19 protein-coding genes are annotated in these 20439 nt (G+C 73.0%); 17 read left to right on the forward strand and 2 right to left on the reverse strand.

What is annotated here, in order from left to right:
• Nucleotides 1-118 precede the first annotated feature (118 nt).
• The 9 genes from uraD to ACFT2C_RS07165 are packed head-to-tail and all read left to right on the forward strand — an operon-like array spanning nt 119 to nt 10400.
• Nucleotides 119-637, forward strand: coding sequence for a 2-oxo-4-hydroxy-4-carboxy-5-ureidoimidazoline decarboxylase (gene uraD / locus ACFT2C_RS07125; protein ID WP_377206329.1), 519 nt, complete (start codon nt 119-121; stop codon nt 635-637).
• Complete coding sequence (locus ACFT2C_RS07130) at nt 634-927, forward strand: hydroxyisourate hydrolase (RefSeq protein WP_377206330.1); 294 nt, start codon at nt 634-636, stop codon at nt 925-927. The genes uraD and ACFT2C_RS07130 overlap by 4 nt, the downstream gene beginning before the upstream one ends.
• Nucleotides 928-1887: a factor-independent urate hydroxylase gene (pucL, locus tag ACFT2C_RS07135; RefSeq protein ID WP_377206331.1), complete on the forward strand. Its 960-nt coding sequence runs from the start codon at nt 928-930 to the stop codon at nt 1885-1887.
• Nucleotides 1884-3329 (forward strand): allantoinase AllB, encoded by a 1446-nt coding sequence (gene allB, locus ACFT2C_RS07140; RefSeq protein WP_377206332.1) that lies wholly within the window; start codon nt 1884-1886, stop codon nt 3327-3329. Before pucL ends, allB begins: the two co-directional genes overlap by 4 nt.
• Nucleotides 3326-4609, forward strand: a complete 1284-nt coding sequence (locus ACFT2C_RS07145) for a pyridoxal-phosphate-dependent aminotransferase family protein (protein WP_377206333.1) — start codon at nt 3326-3328, stop codon at nt 4607-4609. Before allB ends, ACFT2C_RS07145 begins: the two co-directional genes overlap by 4 nt.
• A complete protein-coding gene (locus ACFT2C_RS07150) occupies nt 4606-5973 on the forward strand; it encodes an allantoate amidohydrolase (protein WP_377206334.1) in 1368 nt (455 codons plus the stop codon). The genes ACFT2C_RS07145 and ACFT2C_RS07150 overlap by 4 nt, the downstream gene beginning before the upstream one ends.
• Nucleotides 5970-6806: a MurR/RpiR family transcriptional regulator gene (locus ACFT2C_RS07155; RefSeq protein WP_377206335.1), complete on the forward strand. Its 837-nt coding sequence runs from the start codon at nt 5970-5972 to the stop codon at nt 6804-6806. The genes ACFT2C_RS07150 and ACFT2C_RS07155 overlap by 4 nt, the downstream gene beginning before the upstream one ends.
• Before the next feature lie 10 nt (nt 6807-6816).
• Nucleotides 6817-7647 carry an FAD binding domain-containing protein gene (locus ACFT2C_RS07160; RefSeq protein WP_377206336.1) on the forward strand — a complete coding sequence of 277 codons (831 nt, stop codon included), beginning with the start codon at nt 6817-6819 and terminating at the stop codon, nt 7645-7647.
• Entirely contained in the window at nt 7644-10400 is a 2757-nt protein-coding gene (locus ACFT2C_RS07165; protein ID WP_377206337.1) for a molybdopterin-dependent oxidoreductase, read from the forward strand. Before ACFT2C_RS07160 ends, ACFT2C_RS07165 begins: the two co-directional genes overlap by 4 nt.
• A 33-nt stretch (nt 10401-10433) precedes the next feature.
• Here the strand turns inward: ACFT2C_RS07165 and ACFT2C_RS07170 are convergent, their stop codons facing one another.
• Together ACFT2C_RS07170 and ACFT2C_RS07175 are read right to left on the reverse strand one after the other, a co-directional pair.
• Nucleotides 10434-11831, reverse strand: a complete 1398-nt coding sequence (locus ACFT2C_RS07170; protein WP_377206338.1) for a glycoside hydrolase family 43 protein — start codon at nt 11829-11831, stop codon at nt 10434-10436.
• Between the two features lie 280 nt (nt 11832-12111).
• Nucleotides 12112-13083 carry a DUF2332 domain-containing protein gene (locus ACFT2C_RS07175; protein WP_377206339.1) on the reverse strand — a complete coding sequence of 324 codons (972 nt, stop codon included), beginning with the start codon at nt 13081-13083 and terminating at the stop codon, nt 12112-12114.
• Between the two features lie 191 nt (nt 13084-13274).
• On the opposite strand from ACFT2C_RS07175, the gene ACFT2C_RS07180 reads away from it, so the two are divergent.
• The 8 genes from ACFT2C_RS07180 (at nt 13275) to ACFT2C_RS07215 (ending at nt 20415) form a co-directional block, all read left to right on the forward strand.
• Nucleotides 13275-13781, forward strand: coding sequence for a nucleoside deaminase (locus ACFT2C_RS07180; protein ID WP_377206396.1), 507 nt, complete (start codon nt 13275-13277; stop codon nt 13779-13781).
• A 229-nt stretch (nt 13782-14010) separates the two neighbouring features.
• The gene (locus tag ACFT2C_RS07185) at nt 14011-15057 is read left to right on the forward strand and encodes an ABC transporter substrate-binding protein (RefSeq protein ID WP_377206340.1); all 1047 of its coding nucleotides are present in this window, start codon (nt 14011-14013) and stop codon (nt 15055-15057) included.
• Nucleotides 15058-15074: 17 nt separating this feature from the next.
• Nucleotides 15075-15941 (forward strand): ABC transporter ATP-binding protein, encoded by an 867-nt coding sequence (locus tag ACFT2C_RS07190; RefSeq protein WP_377206397.1) that lies wholly within the window; start codon nt 15075-15077, stop codon nt 15939-15941.
• Entirely contained in the window at nt 15934-16722 is a 789-nt protein-coding gene (locus tag ACFT2C_RS07195; protein ID WP_377206341.1) for an ABC transporter permease, read from the forward strand. Before ACFT2C_RS07190 ends, ACFT2C_RS07195 begins: the two co-directional genes overlap by 8 nt.
• Nucleotides 16719-17597 carry an ABC transporter permease gene (locus tag ACFT2C_RS07200; RefSeq protein WP_377206342.1) on the forward strand — a complete coding sequence of 293 codons (879 nt, stop codon included), beginning with the start codon at nt 16719-16721 and terminating at the stop codon, nt 17595-17597. The genes ACFT2C_RS07195 and ACFT2C_RS07200 overlap by 4 nt, the downstream gene beginning before the upstream one ends.
• A gap of 34 nt (nt 17598-17631) precedes the next feature.
• Nucleotides 17632-18231 carry an NTP transferase domain-containing protein gene (locus tag ACFT2C_RS07205; protein WP_377206343.1) on the forward strand — a complete coding sequence of 200 codons (600 nt, stop codon included), beginning with the start codon at nt 17632-17634 and terminating at the stop codon, nt 18229-18231.
• Nucleotides 18232-18343: 112 nt separating this feature from the next.
• Nucleotides 18344-19663, forward strand: coding sequence for a cytochrome ubiquinol oxidase subunit I (locus tag ACFT2C_RS07210; RefSeq protein ID WP_377206344.1), 1320 nt, complete (start codon nt 18344-18346; stop codon nt 19661-19663).
• Nucleotides 19660-20415 carry a cytochrome d ubiquinol oxidase subunit II gene (locus tag ACFT2C_RS07215; protein WP_377206345.1) on the forward strand — a complete coding sequence of 252 codons (756 nt, stop codon included), beginning with the start codon at nt 19660-19662 and terminating at the stop codon, nt 20413-20415. The genes ACFT2C_RS07210 and ACFT2C_RS07215 overlap by 4 nt, the downstream gene beginning before the upstream one ends.
• Nucleotides 20416-20439 lie beyond the last annotated feature (24 nt).

The raw sequence follows: 20439 nt of genomic DNA on the forward strand, positions 1-20439 counted from the left end.
CAAGAACCCGGGCGGGCGTCGGCCGCGTACCCGCCCAGCCGCCTCCTGCCCGGAAGTTTTTACCCATCTGAAACGCGTGTCTCACCGCAGGGGACAGTTTGAAACTAGGTTTGTCCCCGTGGACCTCGCGACCTTCAACGCCCTGCCCCCCGCGGACGCCGCCGCGGCAGTCCGCCCGTGCGCCGATATCGGCGCGTGGGTCGACGACGTCGTGGCCGGCCGCCCGTACCGGTGCCGCGACTCCCTGCTGCTGCGCGCGATGCGGGCCGCCGCGGACTGGACGGCCGACGACGTCGACGCCGCGCTCGCGCACCACCCGCGGATCGGCGAGCGCGCGGCCGGCGACAGCGCCGAAGCGCGCCTGTCCCGCACCGAGCAGCCCACGGCGGCCGAGGAGACCGCCGCCCGGATCGCCGAGGGCAACGTCGCCTACGAGACCAGGTTCGGCCGGATCTTCCTGGTGCGGGCCGCCGGCCGCACCGCCGAGGAGATCCTCGCCAACCTCACCGAGCGGCTGGCCAACGCTCCCGCGACAGAGGCGCTCGTGACCGCCGAGCAGCTCCGCCAGATCGCGCTGCTGCGGCTGGAGTCGATAGTCGAGGAGCCCGCCGCCGACCCGGCCGAGGTGACCTCGTGAGCACCGCCTCGACCCACGTGCTCGACGCCGCCCGCGGCCTGCCGGCCGCGGGCCTCGCGGTCACCCTCGGCGACCGGCGGGCAACGACCGACGCCGACGGCCGCATCGCCTGGGGCGAGGTCACGCCCGGCCAGCACGTCCTGACCTTCGCCGTCGGCGACTGGTTCGGGGCGCAGGACCGGGAGACGTTCTTCGGGCAGGTGGTGCTCGACGTCGTCCTCGGGCCCGACCACACGCACGTCGCCCTGCTGCTGAGCCCGTTCGCCTACACGACCTACCGGGGGAGCTGAATGTCGATAGTCCTGGGACCCAACCAGTACGGCAAGGCCGAGGTGCGGCTCGTGCGCGTCGACCGTGACACCGCGCGCCACCGCATCACCGACCTGAACATCACCTCGCAGCTCCGCGGCGACTTCCACGCCACGCACGAGTCCGGGGACAACACCGGCGTCATCGCCACCGACACGCAGAAGAACACGGTGAACGCGTTCGCGCGGGACGGCGTCGGCTCGCCGGAGACGTTCCTGCTGCGGCTGGCGCGGCACTTCCTCACCGAGCCGCAGGTCACGGGCGGGCGGTGGCTCGCCGAGCAGTACGGCTGGGAGCGCATCGCGACCGGCGCCTCGGTCGATGTCGCTGCCGGCCCGGGGACCACGGCAGGCTCCGGGGCCGACGCCGGAGGCCACGACCACGCCTTCGTGCGCGGCGCGGCCGAGCGGCGGACGGCGCTCGTGCACGCCGACGACTCGGGCCTGACCGTGCTGGCGGGGCTGCGCGACGTCACGGTGCTCAAGTCGACGGGCTCGGAGTTCTCCGGGTTCCCCCGCGACCGGTACACGACGCTGCCCGAGGTCGACGACCGCATCCTCGCGACGGACGTCACGGCCTGGTGGCGGTACGCGCCGTCGTTCACCGAGACGGCGGGACCCGCCGAGTACGACCGGCGGTTCGCCGCCGTCCGCTCGCTCCTGCTGGAGACCTTCGCTCAGCTGCACTCGCTGGCCCTGCAGCAGACGGTGTTCGCGATGGGCAAGGCCGTGCTGGAAGCGTTCGACGACGTCGCGGAGATCCGGCTGTCCTGCCCCAACAACCACCACTTCCTCGTCGACCTGGAGCCGTTCGGCCTGGACAACCCCGGCGAGGTGTTCTTCGCCGCCGACCGGCCCTACGGGCTGATCGAGGCGGCGGTCCAGCGCTCCGAGAACGGCTCCGAGCACCCCGTCTGGTCGACGATCGGAGGTTTCGTATGAGCCTGGAGGGCGACGTCATTCTCGGCGGGACGCCACACGACCGGCCGCCGGGCCTGGTCCTCGCGTCCGAGCGGGTACTGATCGAGGGCGAGCTCCAGCCCGCCGTCCTCAGCATCGAGGACGGCCGGATCCACCAGGTGTGGTGGGGCTCCGCCGACCCCGCCAAGGCCGGGCTCGCCGGAGACGCCGTCCTGCTCGGCGACAAGATCGTGCTGCCCGGCGTCGTCGACACGCACGTGCACGTCAACGAGCCCGGCCGCACCGCCTGGGAGGGGTTCGCCTCCGCGACCCGCGCGGCCGCGCTCGGCGGGATCACCACGATCATCGACATGCCGCTCAACTCGATCCCGGCCACGACCACCGTCGCGGCCCTTGAGGCCAAGCGCGCCGCGGCCGAGGCCGTCCGCGCCCGGGGCGAGCTGCACTGCGACGTCGGCTTCTGGGGCGGCGCCGTGCCCGGCAACGCCGACGACCTGGAACCCCTCTGGGACGCTGGAGTGTTCGGCTTCAAGTGCTTCCTCGCCGACTCGGGAGTGCCCGAGTTCCCGCCGCTCGACCCGGCCGGGCTCCTGGACGCCATGGACCGGATCGCGCGGTTCGGCGGCCTGCTCATCGTGCACGCCGAGGACCCGGCGGCGCTCGCGGCCGCCCCGCACGAGGGCAGCCGCGCCTACGCGGACTTCCTGCTCTCCCGCCCGGACGAGGCGGAGACGACGGCGATCGCCGGGCTGCTCGACGCCGTCCGCGAGACGGGCGCGCGCACCCACGTGCTGCACCTGTCCTCCGCGCGGGCCCTCGACCTGATCGCCGAGGCCAAGGACGAGGGCCTGCCGGTCACCGCCGAGACCTGCCACCACTACCTCGTGTTCGACGCCGAGCACATCCCCGACGGCGACGCCGCCTTCAAGTGCTGCCCGCCCATCCGCGACCGCGGCAACCAGGACGCGCTGTGGGACGGGCTGCGCGACGGGATCCTCGACTGTGTGGTCAGCGACCACTCGCCGGCGACGGCCGAGGAGAAGTACCGGGGCGCCGCCCCGGGCGAGACCGACCTGCAGCAGGCGTGGGGCGGCATCTCCGGCCTGCAGGCCGGGTTCCTCGCGCTGGCGGACGCCGCCCGACGCCGGGGCGTGCCGCTGGCCGACGTCTCCCGCTGGACCTCCGCGAACACCGCCGCGCTCGTGGGCCTGGACCGGGGCCGGCGTCGGAAGGGCGTGATCGCCGAGGGCGCCGCAGCCGACCTGATCGTCTATGACCCCGACGCGACGACCACCTTCCGCGCGTCGGATCTGGCCCACAAGAACAAGATCAGCGCCTACGACGGCCTGACCGTCCAAGGCGCGGTCGTTGAGTGCGGGCTATTTGCGGGGTCAGAACGTTTCGATACCGCAAATAGCCAGCACTCAACGACGTCGGGGTCGCTGTTGAGGAGAGGCGCATGACTCAGATACATCCTCCTGCCCGGCTGCTGATGGGGCCCGGGCCCGTTGATGCCGATCCCCGCGTGCTGCGGGCCATGGCCGCGCCGCTGGTGGGGCAGTTCGACCCGTTCATGACCGACACGATGACCGAGGCCATGGGCCTGTGGCGCACGGTCTGGGACACCGCCAACGAGCAGACCTTCCTCGTCGACGGCACCTCGCGCGCCGGAATCGAGGCCGCGCTGGTGTCCCTGCTGGAGCCGGGCGACCGGGTGCTGGTCCCGGTGTTCGGCCGGTTCGGGCACCTGCTCGCGGAGATCAGCGCGCGCGCCGGCGCCGAGGTGCACACGATCGAGCGGCAGTGGGGCACCGTCTTCGACCCGGCACAGATCGAGGAAGCCGTCCGTCGCATCCGGCCCCGGCTGGTCGCCGTCGTGCACGGGGACACCTCCACGACCATGGCCCAGCCGCTCGCCGAGCTGGGCCGGATCGCCCACGAGCACGACGCCCTGCTGTACGTCGACGCGACGGCCACGCTCGGCGGCAACCCGTTCCACACCGACGAGTGGGGCATCGACGCGGCGACGGCCGGGCTGCAGAAGTGCCTGGGCGGCCCGTCGGGCAGCGCACCCGTGACGCTCTCGCCCGCGGCGGTCGCGGCCATCGACCGGCGCAAGCACGTCGAGGCCGGCATCCGCACCGACGACGACGTCGCCCCGCACGGCGCCCCGATCGTGTCCAACTACCTCGACCTCGCGCAGATCATGGACTACTGGGGCCCGCGCCGCCTCAACCATCACACCGAGGCCACGTCCATGCTGTACGCGGCGCGCGAGTGCGCGCGCCTCCTGACGGTCGAGGGCATGGCGACGGCGGTGGACCGGCACGCGCAGCACGGCGCGGCCATGCTCGCCGGGGTGCGCGGGCTGGGCCTGGAGGTCTTCGGCGACGTCGCCCACAAGATGCACAACGTGGTCGCCGTGCGCATCCCCGACAGCGTGGACGGCGACGCCGTCCGGGGCGCTCTCCTGGACAACTTCGGCATCGAGATCGGCACGTCGTTCGGCCCGCTGCACGGCGTCGTCTGGCGGATCGGGACCATGGGCTTCAACGCCCGCCGGGACACGGTGCTCACCACCCTGGCGGCCCTGGAGGCGGAGCTCCGCCGCGCCGGCTTCGCCGCCCCGCCGGGGTCCGGTGTGGACGCCGCGCTGGCCGCGTACGACGCCGACCGAGTACCGCAGGCGCCCGCACCGGGACACGATCCCGTTCTCGCCGCGACCAAGGAGGCACGACTGTGAGCGACCTGCCCGCCACGGAGATCCGGACCACCGCCCCCGAGATCGGCACCACCGAGTGGGTGATGGACCGGTGCGACGACCTGACGCGGCACTCGTCGCGGCCCGACGCGCTCGAGCGTGTCTACCTGTCGCCCGAGCACTCCGCCGGCAACACGGCGGTCCAGGCCTGGATGCGCGACGCCGGCCTCGACACCGAGACCGACGCCGCCGGCAACATCTGGGGCCGCCGCGCTGCCGACGGCACGCCCCAGCGGCCCGCCACCCGGGGCGAGCCCGCGCTCGTGCTCGGGTCCCACCTGGACACCGTGCCGGACGCCGGCCGGTACGACGGCATGCTCGGCGTGGTGCTCGCGATCGCCGTCGCGCACCGGCTCCGCGACACACCCCTGCCGTTCGCGCTGGAGGTCGTGGGGTTCTCCGCGGAGGAGGGCACCCGGTTCGGCAAGGCGCTGCTGGGCAGCTGCGCGACGTCGGGCCAGTGGGACCCGGCATGGTGGGAGACGGCCGACGCCGACGGCGTCACCCTGCGCGAGGCGTTCGTGCGGTTCGGGCTGGTCCCGGAGCGGGTGGGCGACGCCGCCCGGGACCCCGCGGACCTGGTCGGCTACCTGGAGGCGCACATCGAGCAGGGCCCGGTGCTCGAGGCGCGGGACCTGCCGCTCGGGTACGTCACCACCATCGCCGGAGCAAGGCGGTTCGTGCTGACGGTCACCGGCGAGGCCCGGCACGCGGGCGGCACGCCGTTCAGCCGACGCAAGGACGCGCTGGTCGCCGCCGCCCACCTCGTCACCAGGATCGAGGAGCTGGCCAAGGCCACGGACAGCCTCGCGACCGTCGGCGACATCCGCGTGCAGCCCGGCGCGGTCAACGTCATCCCCGGACGGGCCGAGCTCACGCTCGACCTGCGCGGTCGCACCGACGCCGGCCGCGACGAGCTGTGGGAGCAGATCGCGGCGGCCGGGCGCGACATCGCCCAGGAGCGCGGCGTGACGTTCGAGTTCGCCGAGACCCACCGGGCGCCGTCGACCGCCTGCGCCGACCGGATGAAGGCCGCGGTGGCGACCGGAGTCGCGGAGGCGACCGGGACCTCGCCGGACGATGTGCTCGGGCTGTGGAGCCCCGCCGGGCACGACGGCATGGCGATGGACGCGGTGACCGACGTCGGCATGCTGTTCCTGCGCTGCCGCGACGGGATCAGCCACCACCCGGACGAGCACGTGGAGCCCGAGGACGTGGGCGCCGCCCTCGACGCGTACACGGCGGCCGTGCTGGAGCTGGCCCGGGTGCACGTGCCCGCCCCGCTGGTCGCCCTTCGACAGGCTCAGGACCCGCCTGTCGAGACCCCCGGGGAGAAGGCCCGATGACGCAGTTCGCGACCACGCCGCTCGAGGACCGCATAGCCGCCGGCTACCGGGAGCTCTCGCCGCAGGAGCGGCGCGCCGCCGACGCCCTGCTGGACCACCTCGGCGACCTGGGCACGTACCGCGCCACGGAGCTCGCGGCGCTCGCCGGGGTGTCCAAGGCGACGATGAGCCGCCTGTTCCGCAAGCTCGGCTACGACGACTTCGAGGGCCTGCGCGAGCACCTGCGCGTCCAGCGCGGGCGCGGCCTGCCGATCGCGGTGGACCCCTCGCCCGGCCTGCGCGAGCGGCTCGAGCAGGAGGTCAAGAACCTGGAGAAGGTCTACGCCGCCCTCGACGACGGCATGCTCGACGAGGTGGCCGGGGCGCTCGCGACGGCCCGCGACGTCGTGGTCGTCGGACGCCGGGGCTCGCTCGGGCCCGCCACCCAGCTGCGGCGCAACCTGATCCAGGTACGCGGCCGGGTGCACCTCGCGCCCGGCCCGGGGCAGTCGCTCGCGGACGACCTCGTGGGCCTCGGCCCCGAGGACGTCGTCGTGGTGGTCTCGATCCGCCGGCACGCGTTCCGGGTGGGCGAGATGGTCGAGTCCCTGCTGGCCGACGGCGTCCGCGTGCTCCTGCTCGCCGACTCCAGCCTGCGGCACCTGGCCGGGAGCGTGACCTGGTGGATCGAGTGCCCCATCACCACGGAGGGCGCCTTCGACTCGATGGTGGCGCCGGTGAGCGTGGTGGCGGTCCTGTCCGACCGGGTGCACGAGGTGCTCGACGGCGCCGGCGCGCGCGTCGAGGCGATCGACGCCCGGTACGCGCTGCTGCGCGAGATCGACGAGGGGTGACGGGGGTTCCATGGATCTCGACATCGACACGGTCCGGGTGGCCCGGTCGCGCGCGGACTGCGCGCTGCGGCCCGGCGAGACCTTCCTGGGCGGCGGCACGTTCCTGTACTCCGAGCCGGTGCCCGCGGAGGTGACCGGCCTGGTGGACCTCACGGGGATGGGCTGGGAGCCGTGGTCCGTGGACGGGTCCGGGCTGCGGGTCGCCGGGACGTGCACGCTGGAGGAGCTGCTCGCGGGGCCCGGGGCGCTGGGCGGCGCGCCAGGTGCGCCCGGGCCGTACCGCGGCCTCGGGATCGTGGGGGAGTGTGTCTCCGCGCTGACCCTCTCGGCGAAGGTGGCCCGCACCGCGACGGTGGGCGGGAACCTCGCGCTGGGGCTGCCCGCCGGGTCGATGGCCGGGCTGTTCGCGGCGCTCTCGGCCCGGGCGGTCGTCTGGACGCCGGACGGCGGCTCGCGGGAAGTGGCCGTGTCCGACCTGGTCACCGGGGCGGGTGTCGTCGACCTGGCGCCGGGGGAGGTACTCCGCGAGGTGCGGGTGCCGGCCGCCGCGCTCGGGCAGCGCACGGCGTTCCGGCGGGCGTCGCTGACCGCGACCGGTCGGACGGCGGCGATGGTGACCGGGCGGGCCGGCGACCGGTCCCCGAGGATCACCGTGACCGCCGCGGTGGGAGCGCCGCTCAGCCTCTACGCCCGCGACCACGACATGGTGGACCGGTGGGTCGACTGGATCGGCAGCGAGGGCGCCTGGTACGAGGACACGCACGGCAGCCGTGACTGGCGCGCCGCGATGACGCGGCGCCTGGCGCACGAGGTGCTGGACGAGCTGGGCGGCGCGGCGTGAGGATCGACGGCGCAGATGTCGCGGCGGAGCCCCGGCCGGGCCAGTGCCTGCGCACCTACCTGCGCGAACAGGGCACCACCGCGGTGAAGAAGGGCTGCGACGCGGGCGACTGCGGCGCGTGCACCGTCCTGCTCGACGGCGCCCCCGTGCAGTCCTGCCTGATCCCCGCGCACCGGGCCGTCGATGCCGAGGTGGTGACGGCCGCGGGCCTGGGCCGGTTCGGGCCGGGCGGCGACCCCGACGCCGACGCCGACCACCTGCACCCCGTGCAGCAGGCGTTCGTCGAGGCTGCCGGGTTCCAGTGCGGGTTCTGCACGGCGGGCATGGTCTGCACGGTCGCGGGCTCCCCCGCGTTGGCCGAGCTTGCCCGTCAGCTGGTCGAGCCTGTCGAGACCTCTCCAATCACCAGTAACCAGGTCTCGACAGGCTCGACCAGCGGTGGCGGTGTCGACGAAGCGCTCAAGGGGAACCTCTGCCGGTGCACCGGGTACCGGTCGATCCGGGATGCCCTCGCCGGCCGCGTGAACACCGAGGTGGCTCAGGCGGGGGAGGCGTTCGGGCGCGCCGTCGTCGCGCCGGCCGCCGCCCGGATCGTGAGCGGCCGTGAGCCGTACACCCTGGACGAGCCCGCGCCGCCCGGCCTGCTGCACGTCGCCGTGCTCGGCAGCCCGCACCCGCACGCGCGCATCACCCGCATCGACGCGACGGCGGCCCGCAGTGCCCCAGGCGTGCACCTCGTGCTCACCCACCACGACGTCCCCGGCACGCTCTACTCGACCGCCCGGCACGAGAACCGCCTCGACGACCCCGACGACACCCGCATCCTCGACCCCGTCCTCCGGTTCGCGGGCCAGCGGGTCGCCGTCGCGGTCGCCGAGACGCCCCGGCAGGCGCGCGACGCGCTCGCGCTGGTGGACGTCGAGTACGAGCCGCTGCCCGCCGTCTTCGACCCGGAGGCCGCGCGCCGGCCGGGCGCGCCCCTGCTGCACCCGGGCAAGACGCCCGCCGAGCACCGGGTCGCGGAGGCGAGCCGGAACGTCGTCGTGCAGATCCACGAGGAGCACGCGGACCCCGGGCACGACGGCGTCGACGCCGCCCTCGCGGCGTCGGCCGCCACCGTGACCGGCACCTGGACCACCGACCGCGTGAACCACGTCGCGCTGGAGACGCACGGCGCACGCGCCTGGCTGGAGCCGGGACCCGAGAACGTCCTGCACGTGCGCACCTCCACGCAGGTGCCGTTCCTCGTGCGCGACGAGCTGGCCCGGCTCCTCGACCTCCCGGAGCACCGGGTCCGCGTCGTGGCCGGACGCGTCGGCGGCGGGTTCGGCGGCAAGCAGGAGCTGCTCGTCGAGGACGTCGTGGCGCTCGCGGCCTTGCGCACCGGCCGGCCCGTCCAGTGGGAGCTCACCCGCGAGCAGCAGTTCACGACGGTGCCGTGCCGGCACCCGATGCGGGTCGGCGTCCGCGCCGGTGCCGACGAGAACGGCATCCTGACGGCGCTCGCGATCGACGTCCTGGCCGACACCGGCGCCTACGGCAACCACGCGCCCGGCGTCCTGTTCCACGGCGTGCACGAGTCCATGGCCGTCTACCGCGCCCCGAACAAGCGGGTCGACGCCGAGTCCGTCTACACGAACAACGTGCCGTCCGGGGCGTTCCGGGGGTACGGGCTGGGTCAGGTGCAGTTCGCCATCGAGGGCGCGATCGACGAGCTGGCCGCGCGGCTCGGCATCGACCCCGTCGAGATGCGGCGGCGGAACGTGATCCGGCCGGGCGACCCGTTCGTCGTCGGGCAGCCGGTGGACGGGGACCTGGAGTACGGGTCCTACGGGCTGGACCAGTGCCTCGACCTCGTCGAAGACGCGCTGAACCGGCAGCCCTTGGTGGTCGAGCCTGTCGAGACCTGGCTGGACGAAGGGTGGTCGGTAGGCCGCGGAGCAGCCCTCGCGATGATCGCGACCATCCCGCCGCGCGGGCACTTCACGCACGCCAAGGTCACCGTGGCCGACGACGGCGACTTCGTGGTCGACGTCGGCACCGCCGAGTTCGGCAACGGCACCACCACGGTGCACGCGCAGATCGCGGCGACGGAGCTCGGCGTGCCGACGAGCCGCGTGCGGGTCCGCCCGTCGGACACAGCGACCGCGGGCTACGACACCGGCGCCTTCGGCTCGGCCGGCTCGGTGGTCGCGGGCCTCGCGGTCGAGCGCGCGGCGGCGGCGCTGCGGGAGAAGCTGGACGGAGCGGGCCCGGCCGACGTCGCCGGCCTCTCCGCCGAGGCGACGCACGACGGTTCCCCCCGCTCGGTCGCGTTCAACGTGCACGGGTTCCGGGTGGCGGTGCACCGGGAGACCGGCGAGCTGCGGATCCTGCAGTCGGTGCACGCCGCCGACGCCGGAGTGGTGATCAACCCGGAGCAGCTCCGTGGGCAGATCGACGGCGGCGTCGGGCAGGCGCTCGGCTCGGCGCTCACGGAACGGATGGTGGTGCGCGACGGCGTCGTCGTGACGCGCACGCTGCGGCACTACCGGGTGCCGCAGCTGGCGGACGTCCCGGTCACGGAGGTGCTGTTTGCCGATACGGTCGACCGCCTCGGGCCCCGCGGCGCGAAGTCGATGAGCGAGGCCCCGTACAACCCGGTGGCCCCGGCGCTGGCCAACGCGATAGCTGACGCCACGGGGGTGCGCCCGCGGGACCTGCCGATTCAGCGGGACCGGCTGTGGGAGCTGCTGCACCCCGCCGATTCCTGACCTGAGCGGCAGGTCCACGCCGGTGCGTGATGATCAGTACGTGATGTCGAAGGTGGCGTCCTGGCGGTCCGTCGCCGACGAGCCGCCGCTCAGGACGTCGATGCGCAGCGCGAACCCGGAGTGGCGGATGTACCGGTCCGGGAAGTTGTAGGACCGGAACGACGTCCAGGAGCTGTCCCCAAGACCCGCGGTGGGGTAGAACGTCGCGTCGGCGCGAAAGATCGAGGTGCCGTCGTTCGGGTCGAGCCGCAGGTTGTAGTCGAAGTGCCGCAGGTACCTGCCCGGGAAGTTGACGGACTCGAAGGACACCCCGGCGGAGTCGGCCAGTCCAGGGACGACGCGCCACTGCTGGTCGGCGGTCGGGTCCATGGGGAACGGGTCGATCCGCGCGACGTTGTCCGCGTGCCGCACGTAGCGACCGGGGAAGTTGTACGACTTCAGCCGGTTCCAGCTCGGGGCGCCCCAGCGGTTGACCAGCGCGTCGTACTCGGCCGAGGTAATCGGGGTGATCGTCGTGTGCTTGGCGTTGATCGGCGGCGTGAACGCCTGCTGATTCATCACCGACCACGAGCCGCCGTCGACGTTCGCCGTCTGCCAGCCGTAGACCACGGCGTTGGCCGGCGCAAACGAGTCGCCCCACAGCCAGACCGTGCTGCTCGTGTTCGACTTGACCAGCACCGGGGCCTCGATCGCGTCGCCCTGCCGCATCCCGCCGCTGATCGTGGTGAAGCTGTTCGGAGCCCCGGTGGTCGAGCGCGCGACGTACAGATTGCCGTCGCCGATGTTCTTGTAGGACAGGTAGAACGTGGAGCCGTCGACCAGGACGTCGCCGTCCAGGACGTTGAACCCCGGGTCGAAGAAGACCTCCGGGGTGCCCATGTTCACGAAGTCGGTCGTGTAGTTGACCATGAACACGTCGCGAGTGCCGTTGTTCGCGGAGTAGATCACCGCGTACTGGTTCCGGGACGGCACCCAGAACGCCTCCGGCGCCCACGAGTGCGTCGCCATCGAGTGCAGCTTGACCCGCCGGTAACCCGTGAAGCTGGTCAGGTTCGTCGAGTCCCACACGTGGATGTACTGGTTGTTCTCGTTGAAGACGCGCCCCGTGAGGTCGGTCGCGAGCGCCACGAACGTGCCGTCCTGCTTGCGCAGGATGTACGGGTCACGCAGTCCTCGTGTGCCGTCGGTCGGCGTGACCACCGGGTCGTTCTGGTTCAGCGGCATCCAGTCCAGGCCGTCACGGCTGACCGCCAGGTGCAGGGCGTAGCTGTCCCCGGACGCGTTGGGCGACTCCTTGAAGTAGCCCATGACATAGGCGGAGTAGTTGGCGGCTGCTGCCGGCGGTGCGGTGAGGCTCACGGCGACGAGCGCGCCGGCGGCGGCGGTGGCCAGTGCGGTGAACGCCGCGAGAAGGCGGTGGCGCAAGGACATCGGTGGTTCCCTCCGGATGGGGCGGGCCGCGAGCGCGCGACGACCACCGGGTTGTGAACCCCGGCGCGATCACGGCGCTGTGTACTCGCGGTCCTTCGGCTGCGGTGACGAAGGTGGTGCACGACGGCGGCCATGTGAGCGCTAACATCTGACCGACTCGTACAGTGTGGGTAGCGCGGATCGACTCTGTCAAGAGTCGAGATGTCCGTTTGGTCCGAGGCGTGGGGCGCCGACGTCCTGGACCGGGTCAGCCGCCGCTGGACCCCGTCCGGGACACGCGCTACAGCAGCCGGACCGACCGGCCGTGCGGGTCGGTGAGCGCTACCGGCTCACCGTCCCGGGCCAGGATGAACTGGGGCGAGAGGCCATCGGGGAGCCGGGCCGCGACGTCGGGCAGGACGGTCCAGCCCTCGTTGCTCAGCCAGACGACGCCGCGCTCCCGCCGCAGCCGGTCCATCGTGGCGACGAAGGTCTCCAGGTCCGCCGGAGTGAGGTAGTAGAGAGCGGCGGAGTTCTGCACCACCACCGTGGCCTCGGCGGGCGCGTCGGCGACCAGGTCGGCGAGCCCCACCCTGAGGTCGCCCGTGACGAGGTCCGGCGGGTCGGCCGCCACTACCCGCACGGCGGCCCGCAGGGTCTCGACGCGGTCGGTGTGCTCGGGCCACACGAGGGCCTCGAGCCAGGCGACGTCGGCCGGGTCGCGCACGTCCAGCGGGTTGAGGTCGAGGCCGGCGCGCCAGACGATGTCGGGCATCCGCGTGGGCACCGGGCCCTCGATGGCGCAGGGCAGCAGCACGTCGCTCGGGCCGTCGGCCGGGTCGAGGCGGGTGCGTGTGCCGTCCGCGGAGGTGTACTCGTACGAGTACCGGTCGGGGTAGAGGCACAGCCCCGCCGACGCGCCCACCTCGATCAGCGCGATCGGACCGTCGATCGCCGCGAGGGTCGGCAGGAGCGTCGAGCAGCGCCGCGGCTCGTTGGTCTGGGTGGCGCGGGCGCGCATCTCGCGCTCCACCTCGGGCCACGCGGTCAGCAGCCAGGGCCCCACCCCGGCCCAGCCGCCGGACGGCGCCCCCGCCAGCCGCGCCGCCGCGAACAGCAGGTTGGGCTGCCGCTTGGGCTCGGGAAGGGCGTCCAGCAGGGCGCACGTCTCCGGATCGGCGGCGACACCCCGCGCCCAGTCCTGGTAGGTGGGTGAGCCGCCATTGACCGCCTGGACCTCGGCGAACTCGGCGTATGCAGCGGCGGTCTCCATGCCGCTCACGGTACCGACTCGGCGGCGTCCGTCTCTCAGGTGCCGAACGTAGGCCTGGTCGCTCCATGAGTGCTCTTGCAGCGACCAGGCCTGCGTTCGGCGGCAGTCGCGAAACTGGTGTTTCTTCGGGGTGACCTGCTGGGAATGTGGTTGAAACCCGACAGTGCGAGCATCGAAGCGTGATCAGTCCTATGGAGACGTCCGGCACCCCGTCCTCGGTGCCCGTGAGCGACGACGACGAGGCGTGGCTCGCCCGTGCCATCGAGGTCGCCAGCCAGAACGTGGCCGACGGCGGTGGCCCCTTCGGGGCCGTCGTCGTGCGCGACGGCGTCGAGGTGGCGGCCGCCGGGAACCGCGTGACGCGCGACCTCGACCCGACGGCGCACGCCGAGGTCGTGGCGATCCGCGCCGCCTGCCGGGCGCTGAACACGTTCTCGCTGGCCGGGACCACGCTCTACGCGTCGTGCGAGCCGTGCCCGCTGTGCCTGTCGGCGGCGCTCTGGGCCCGGGTCGACCGCGTGGTGTTCGCCGCGGACCGGCACGACGCCGAGCGGGCGGGCTTCGACGACCGCGAGTTCTATGAGCTGCTCGCGCGCGACCGGGCGACGTGGCCCAACCCCGTCGTCGAGCATCGGATCGCGCGTGCGGGCGAACCCTTCGAGGCGTGGCGGGCGTTCACCGCGCGGATTCAGTACTGAACCACCCGCGGACCCCAGGCCACCCCGCCCGGACCGCAGATCCAACCGGCCCGTCCCGCGAAGCCCGGAACCAAGCGGCTGCGGCCGGATAACGATCCGGTACCGCGCCCCACGTTTAACGACTGCGTAACCGGCCGACGCCGGGCGTGTAACCACGCGTCCCTAGCGTCCTCCGAGTGAGAAACGCGGGTTTCGGCTCACCCCACCCAGCACAACAGGAGAACCACTCATGAAGCTTTCCCGTCCTGGGCGCGCACTGCGCCTGACGGCCGTCGTGGCCGCTGCCTCGCTCGCCCTCGCGGCATGCGGCTCCGGCGACGACGCCCCCGCTGAGGGGGAGGGCCTCGGCGACCTCACGGTCCAGCTCTCCTGGATCAAGAACGCTGAGTTCGCCGGCGAGTTCATGGCCGACAGCAAGGGCTACTACCAGGACGCCGGCTTCGGCAAGGTCACGCTCAACGCGGGCCCCGGCGCCACCGAGAACCTGGTGGCCTCCGGCAAGGCCGACTTCGGCCTCACGAACGCCGTCACGGTGGGCCAGGTCGTCGCCAACGAGGACGCCCCCATCAAGATCGTGGGCACCACGTTCCAGAAGAACCCGTTCACGATCCTGTCCCTCAAGGACGGCGCGAACATCGAGACGATCGACGACCTCAAGGGCAAGAAGATCGGCGTGCAGGACGGCGGCAACGGGCTCCTGTTCGAGGCGCTCCTGGCGGCCAACGGCCTCACCAAGGACGACGTCGAGATCGTGCCCGTGCAGTACGACCCGCAGCCGCTGGTCAACGGCGAGGTCGACGGGTTCCTCGCGTACGTGACCAACGAGTCGATCATCGTCGAGTCGCAGGGCAAGGAGGTCACCAACCTCCTGTTCGCGGACAACGGCCTGCCGTTCGTCGCCGAGTCGATCATCGCCACCGACGAGACGATCGCCGAGCGCCCTGAGGTGGTCAAGGCGTTCCTGGAGGCCGAGATCAAGGGCTGGACCGACGCCTGCGCCGACCTGGAGGGCGCCGCGAAGCTCGCCGTCGACGACTACGGCAAGGACCAGGACCTCGACCTGGACAAGGAGACCCAGCAGAACACGATCCAGTGCGAGGACCTGATCAACACGGACGAGACCGCGGAGAACGGCCTGTTCACGATCAGCGACGAGCTGCTGGCGCAGAACCTGGAGACGTTCGAGGCGGCCGGGATCGACGCCGCCCAGGAGGACGTCTTCGACCTGTCGCTCCTGGGGGAGCTGCTCGAAGAGAAGCCCGAGCTCAAGGGCTGATCGTGACCGACCAGTCGATCACCGATGTCCCGGTAGGTGCCGGTCCCGCCACCAAGGGCGGGGCCGGCACCGGCCTGCACATCGCCAACCTGTCCAAGACGTTCGGCTCGGGCCGCAAGACGGTGACCGCGCTCGACGACGTCACGCTGCACACCGACCAGGGCAGCTTCCTGTCCCTGCTGGGCCCCAGCGGCTGCGGGAAGTCCACGATCCTGCGGATCCTCGCGGGGCTGGAGGCGGCGACCTCAGGCACCGCCAAGGTGGACGGCAAGGACCCGAAGCAGCTGCGCGCCGGTCACGAGCTCGGGATCGCGTTCCAGGACTCTGCTCTGCTGCCCTGGCGCTCGGTCGAGTCCAACCTGCGGCTCCCGTTCGAGGTCTCGGGCGAGCCCGTCGACCGCGCCCTGGTGGCCGAGCTGATCCGGCTCGTGGGCCTGACCGGCTTCGAGAAGGCCAAGCCGGGCCAGCTCTCCGGTGGCATGCGGCAGCGGGTGTCCATCGCGCGCGCCCTGGTGGTCAAACCGTCGGTGCTGCTGCTCGACGAGCCGTTCGGCGCGCTGGACGACATGACCCGGCAGCGCCTCAACCTGGAGCTGCTGCGGATCTGGACCGAGAAGCCCGCCACGACCCTCATGGTCACGCACGGCATCTCGGAGGCCATCTTCCTGTCGGACCAGGTGGCGGTCATGAGCCCGCGCCCGGGCCGGATCAAGGAGGTCATCGAGGTCGACCTGCCGCGCCCGCGCCTGCCGGAGATGATGCGCAGCCCGGAGTTCCACGCCCTGCACGACCACGCCTCGGAGCTCCTGTTCGAGGCGGACGCCGGGACCGACGTCGGGCAGAGCTCGGCCGCCACCGCAGAGAGCGCGGCCGGCGATGCGTGACCGGGCCCGCACCCGCGCCTGGCTGGGCGGCGCGGCCGGGCTGGCGGGCCTGGTCGCACTGTGGTGGCTGCTCGCCCTCACGGTCTTCGACGGCTCGTCCATGCCGACGCCGCCCGGCGTGCTGCGGCAGTACGCCGCCGACGGCTGGGCGTTCTACGCGACCAACTTCGGCGGGACCGTCGTCGAGGCCCTGATCGGGTTCGTGTGGGGCAACGGCCTGGCGCTCGTGCTCGCGGCCCTCGTGCTGCTCACGCCGCGGCTCGAACCCGTGATCTCCCAGATCGCGGTCATCAGCTACTGCGTGCCGACCATCGCGGTCCTGCCGATCCTGTACATCGTGCTCGGCCCGCCGGACCCGGGCGACCCCGCGCCGACGGCGGTGGTGCTGGCGGCCCTGTCGGTCTTCTTCACCACTGTGGTCGGTGCCGTGCTCGGCTTCCGGTCGGCGGACCGGGCCGCGCTCGACGTCGTCCACGTCTACGGCGGCGGCCGCTGGCGGCAGCTCGTCACGGTGCAGCTCGTCTCCGCGCTGCCGGAGATCATCAGCGCGCTCAAGATCGCGGCGCCCGCCGCGTTCCTCGGCGCGATCCTCGGGGAGTACATCGGCGGCGTCGACCGCGGCGTCGGACCCGCGCTCATCGCCGCAGGCCAGGGCCTCATGGTCGAGCGCGCCTGGGGCATCATGTTCGCCTGCGCACTGGTCGCGGGCATCGGGTACGCGGTGTTCGGCCTGCTGGGCCGGGTGGCGGTGCCGTGGTCGACCGGAGGGGGACGAGGATGAGCGGGGTCTCGACAAGCAGCACGCGGGTTGAGCCTGTCGAAACCAGGGTCTCGACAAGCTCGACCGGCGGCGGCTCGACCGGCGGCGGCACCGGCCGCGCCCTCGCCACCGGCCTGGGCAGGGCGCTCGGGACCGCGCTGCTCATGCTGACGATCCTCACCGTGGTGTGGGTGGTGTCCGTGGCGCTGGTCGACAACACGTTCGTCGCGAAGGGACCCGCGGAGGTCTACGAGTTCCTCTTCGCCGACGACGACGCCGCCCAGACCCGCGCCCAGATCCTCACCGGACTCGGCGTCACGCTGGGCGACGCCGCCATCGGGTTCGTGGCCGGCATGCTCGCGGCGACGGTCGCGGCGGCCCTGATCGTGCTGTCCAAGCCGGTCGAGACCGCCGTCATGCCCGTGGCCCTGATCCTGCGCGCCGTGCCGCTGATCGCGCTCACGCCGATCATCCGGCTGCTGTTCTCCGACGAGCTGGTCCGCGTCGCCGTGGTGTCCGGGATCGTGGTGCTGTTCCCGGCCCTCGTGAACGTCGTGCAGGGGCTGCGCTCGGTGTCGGCCCAGATGTCCGACGTCGTGCACGTGTACGGCGGCGGACCCCTGGCCCTGCTGATCCGGGTGGCGTTCCCGTCGGCGCTGCCCGCGCTCTTCGCGTCCGTCCGGATCTCCGTGCCGGGCGCGATCACGGGTGCGCTGCTCGCCGAGTGGCTGATCACCGGCCGGGGAATCGGCAGCATGGTGGTCAACGCCGTGGGCCAGTCCGAGAACAACCTGGTCTGGGCGTGCGTGCTGGTGGTGACGCTGGCGTCGCTCGCGCTCTACCTGGTGGCGCAGATCGTGGAGTCGTTCGTCCTGGCCCGCTACGGCCGCCGATAAGCCGGCCGGTCGAGAACACGGCTAGGTTCGTGTCATGCCCAGCAGCGGACACAACCCCGTTCTCGCCGAGGCGGTCGGGGTTGTGTTGGCCGCGGGGGCCGGCAGCCGGTTCGGAATGGCCAAGGCGCTCGTTCGGGGCGACGACGGCGTTCCGTGGGTCCAGCTCGCCTGTCGGGCGCTGCTCGACGGCGGGTGCCGGGACGTTGTCGTCGTGCTCGGGGCGCGGGCCGGCGAGGCCGAGGAGCTGGTGCCCGCCGGCGCCACGTCCGTGGTCGCGGCGGACTGGGCGAGCGGGATCGCGGCGTCGCTCCGCGCCGGCCTCGCGGCGGCAGGGGACACGGGGGCGGACGCCGCCGTCGTCTCCCTCGTTGACCTGCCCGGCCTGCGGGCCGACGCCGTCCGCCGGGTGCTGGCGACCGTCCCCGAGCCGGACACGGCCCGGCACGCGCTCGCCCGCGCGACCTACGGCGGCGAGCCGGGGCACCCCGTGCTCCTGGGCCGGGCGCACTGGCGCCCGCTGGCCGCCGCGGTGCACGGCGACACCGGCGCGGGACCCTACCTCCGGGCCCACGGCGCGGCACTGGTGGACTGCACCGACCTGGGCGGCGGGGACGACGTCGACCACCGGAGCTGAAGGTGGCGGTAGGGGCGGGGCCGCCCCGTGGCCTCGGGGTTCCCCCTGACGTTTCCCCGGTCCTGCCCGAATCATCTCGCCGTGCCCGGTCACGCTCCGTAGTCTCAGGAGCGTGGAGGCCACCGAACTCGCTCGCCTGCAGTTTGCCCTGCTCGCCGCTGTCCACTTCCTGTTCGTCCTGCTCACGCTGGGACTCGGCCCGGTCGTGGCGATCTTCAACATGCGCTGGGTGCACGCGAAGGGCGACCGGGCGCTCGTCTTCGAGAACGCGACCCGGTTCTGGGGCCAGCTCTACCTGGTGAACTACGCGCTCGGCATCGCGGCCGGGATCGTGCTGGAGCTCCAGTTCGGCCTCCACTTCCCGGGCCTGCTCGACGTCGCGGGGGAGGTCTTCGGTGCCCCGCTGGCCGTGGAGACCCTCGTCGCGTTCTTCCTGGAGTCGACCCTGCTGGGGCTGTGGGTGTTCGGCTGGCACCTGTTCCCGCGCGTCCTGCACGCGGGCATCTTCTGGGCGGTCGTGCTGACCGGCTACGTGTCGGCCTTCACGGTGATGGTGGCCAACGGGTTCCTGCGCAACCCGCTGGGGTACGCGCTGGAAGGCCCGCCGGACGCGCAGGTCGCGCGCATCACCGACGTCGGCGCGCTGGTCACCAACCCGGCCGCGCTGCTCTCCAGCCTGCACGTCGTGGGGGCCTGCCTGATGGCGGGTGGGTTCGTGCTCGTCGGGGTCTCGGCGTGGCACCTGCGGCGCACCGGCGGCGGCCTCCGGCTGCCGACCGGGCCCGACGAGGACCTGTGGCGCCACTCCATGCGGGCCGGCATCTGGACCGGCGCGATCGGTGTGCTGTTCGCCCAGGCGTTCGGCTACTCGCAGTTCGAGTACATCGACGAGACGGGGGCGGTGGACGGGAACGTCGACGTCAGCGTCCTCCTCGAGGTCATGATGCGGTCCGCCGACCTCGTGCTGCTCGGTGCGTTCGTGCTGCCGTTCCTGCTCATCGCCGGCGCCCTGTTCCGGATGCGCGGACGGCGAGCCCTGTACGCCACGCTGACCGCGCTGCTGCCGCTCCCGTTCGTGGTGGCGATCCTGGGCTGGCTCGCGCGCGAGCTGGGCCGCCAGCCGTGGATAGTCCAGGGCGTGCTGGGCGTGGACGACGCCGTGTCCGACCAGTCGAGCCGCACCGTCCTCGCCTCGCTGGTCCTGCTGGTGGGGCTCATGGTCACGCTCGCGGTGCTCGACTGGTGGGTGCTGGGCCGGCTCGCCCGCGCCGGTACCGACCGGCTCGTGCTGGGCGCCGCGGCGGGCGACGTCCTGCGCGACGACGGCGCGAGCGCCGACGTCCTGCTCCGGTTCGGCGCGGTGCCCGCGGCCGGTGCGCCTGGCGCGCCCCGTGCGCCGGGCGTCGAGCCCGGCCCGGAGGGAGCCCGATGAACGCCGCGGCCTGGGCAGTCCTGCTGACCGTCCTGGTGGTCGGGTGGGTGGTGCTCGACGGCGCGGTCCAGGGCGCCGGCGCGACCCTGCTGCAGGAGCGCGACCAGGACGGCGGCGCCCGGCGGCGCGAGCCGGACGAGCGGCGCGTGGTGCTGGCCGCCGTCGGGCCGCTGCTGCTGCCCGGCGAGGTGTGGCTCGTGGCCGGGCTCGGGGTGCTGGTCGGCGTGTTCCCGCACGCCGAGGCGGACCTGGTGAACGCCGGGTATCCCGTGGCGATCACGCTTATCGGGGCGTGGGCGCTGCGCGACGCCGGGATCTGGTTGCGCAGCAGGCGTCCCGGGCGGGTCTGGCGGAACGTGTGGGATGTCGTGCTCGTCGTGGCGAGCATCGTGCTCGCCGCGAGCTGGGGCGCGCTGCTCGGCGTCGCGTGGGGGAGCGGCCTCGCCGCGCTGGCCCTGGGCATCGTGGCGGTGGTCGTGACGCGCCTGCACGGGGACGCCGTCGTCGGGTGGCGCCTGCGCCGCACCGGGCCGCTGCCGGTGGTCGTGACCTCCGTGATGATCGCGGCCCCTGTGGTGGGTACGGCGATCGCGGCGTGGCCCCGGCTCGTCGGGGGCGGGATCTCCGACCAGGCCATGGCGGGGCTCGGCATCGTGGCGCTCGTGGTGCTGCCTGTGATACTCGCGGTGCAGGCCGTCGTCTGGTGGCTCGTGTCCCGGCCGCTGGGCAAGCGGGACACGCTGTTCTTCTGAGTTTTTCGCGGCCGGAACTTCGGC

Source organism: Promicromonospora sp. NPDC057138 (assembly GCF_042670845.1).
Classification (GTDB): Bacteria; Actinomycetota; Actinomycetes; order Actinomycetales; family Cellulomonadaceae; genus Promicromonospora.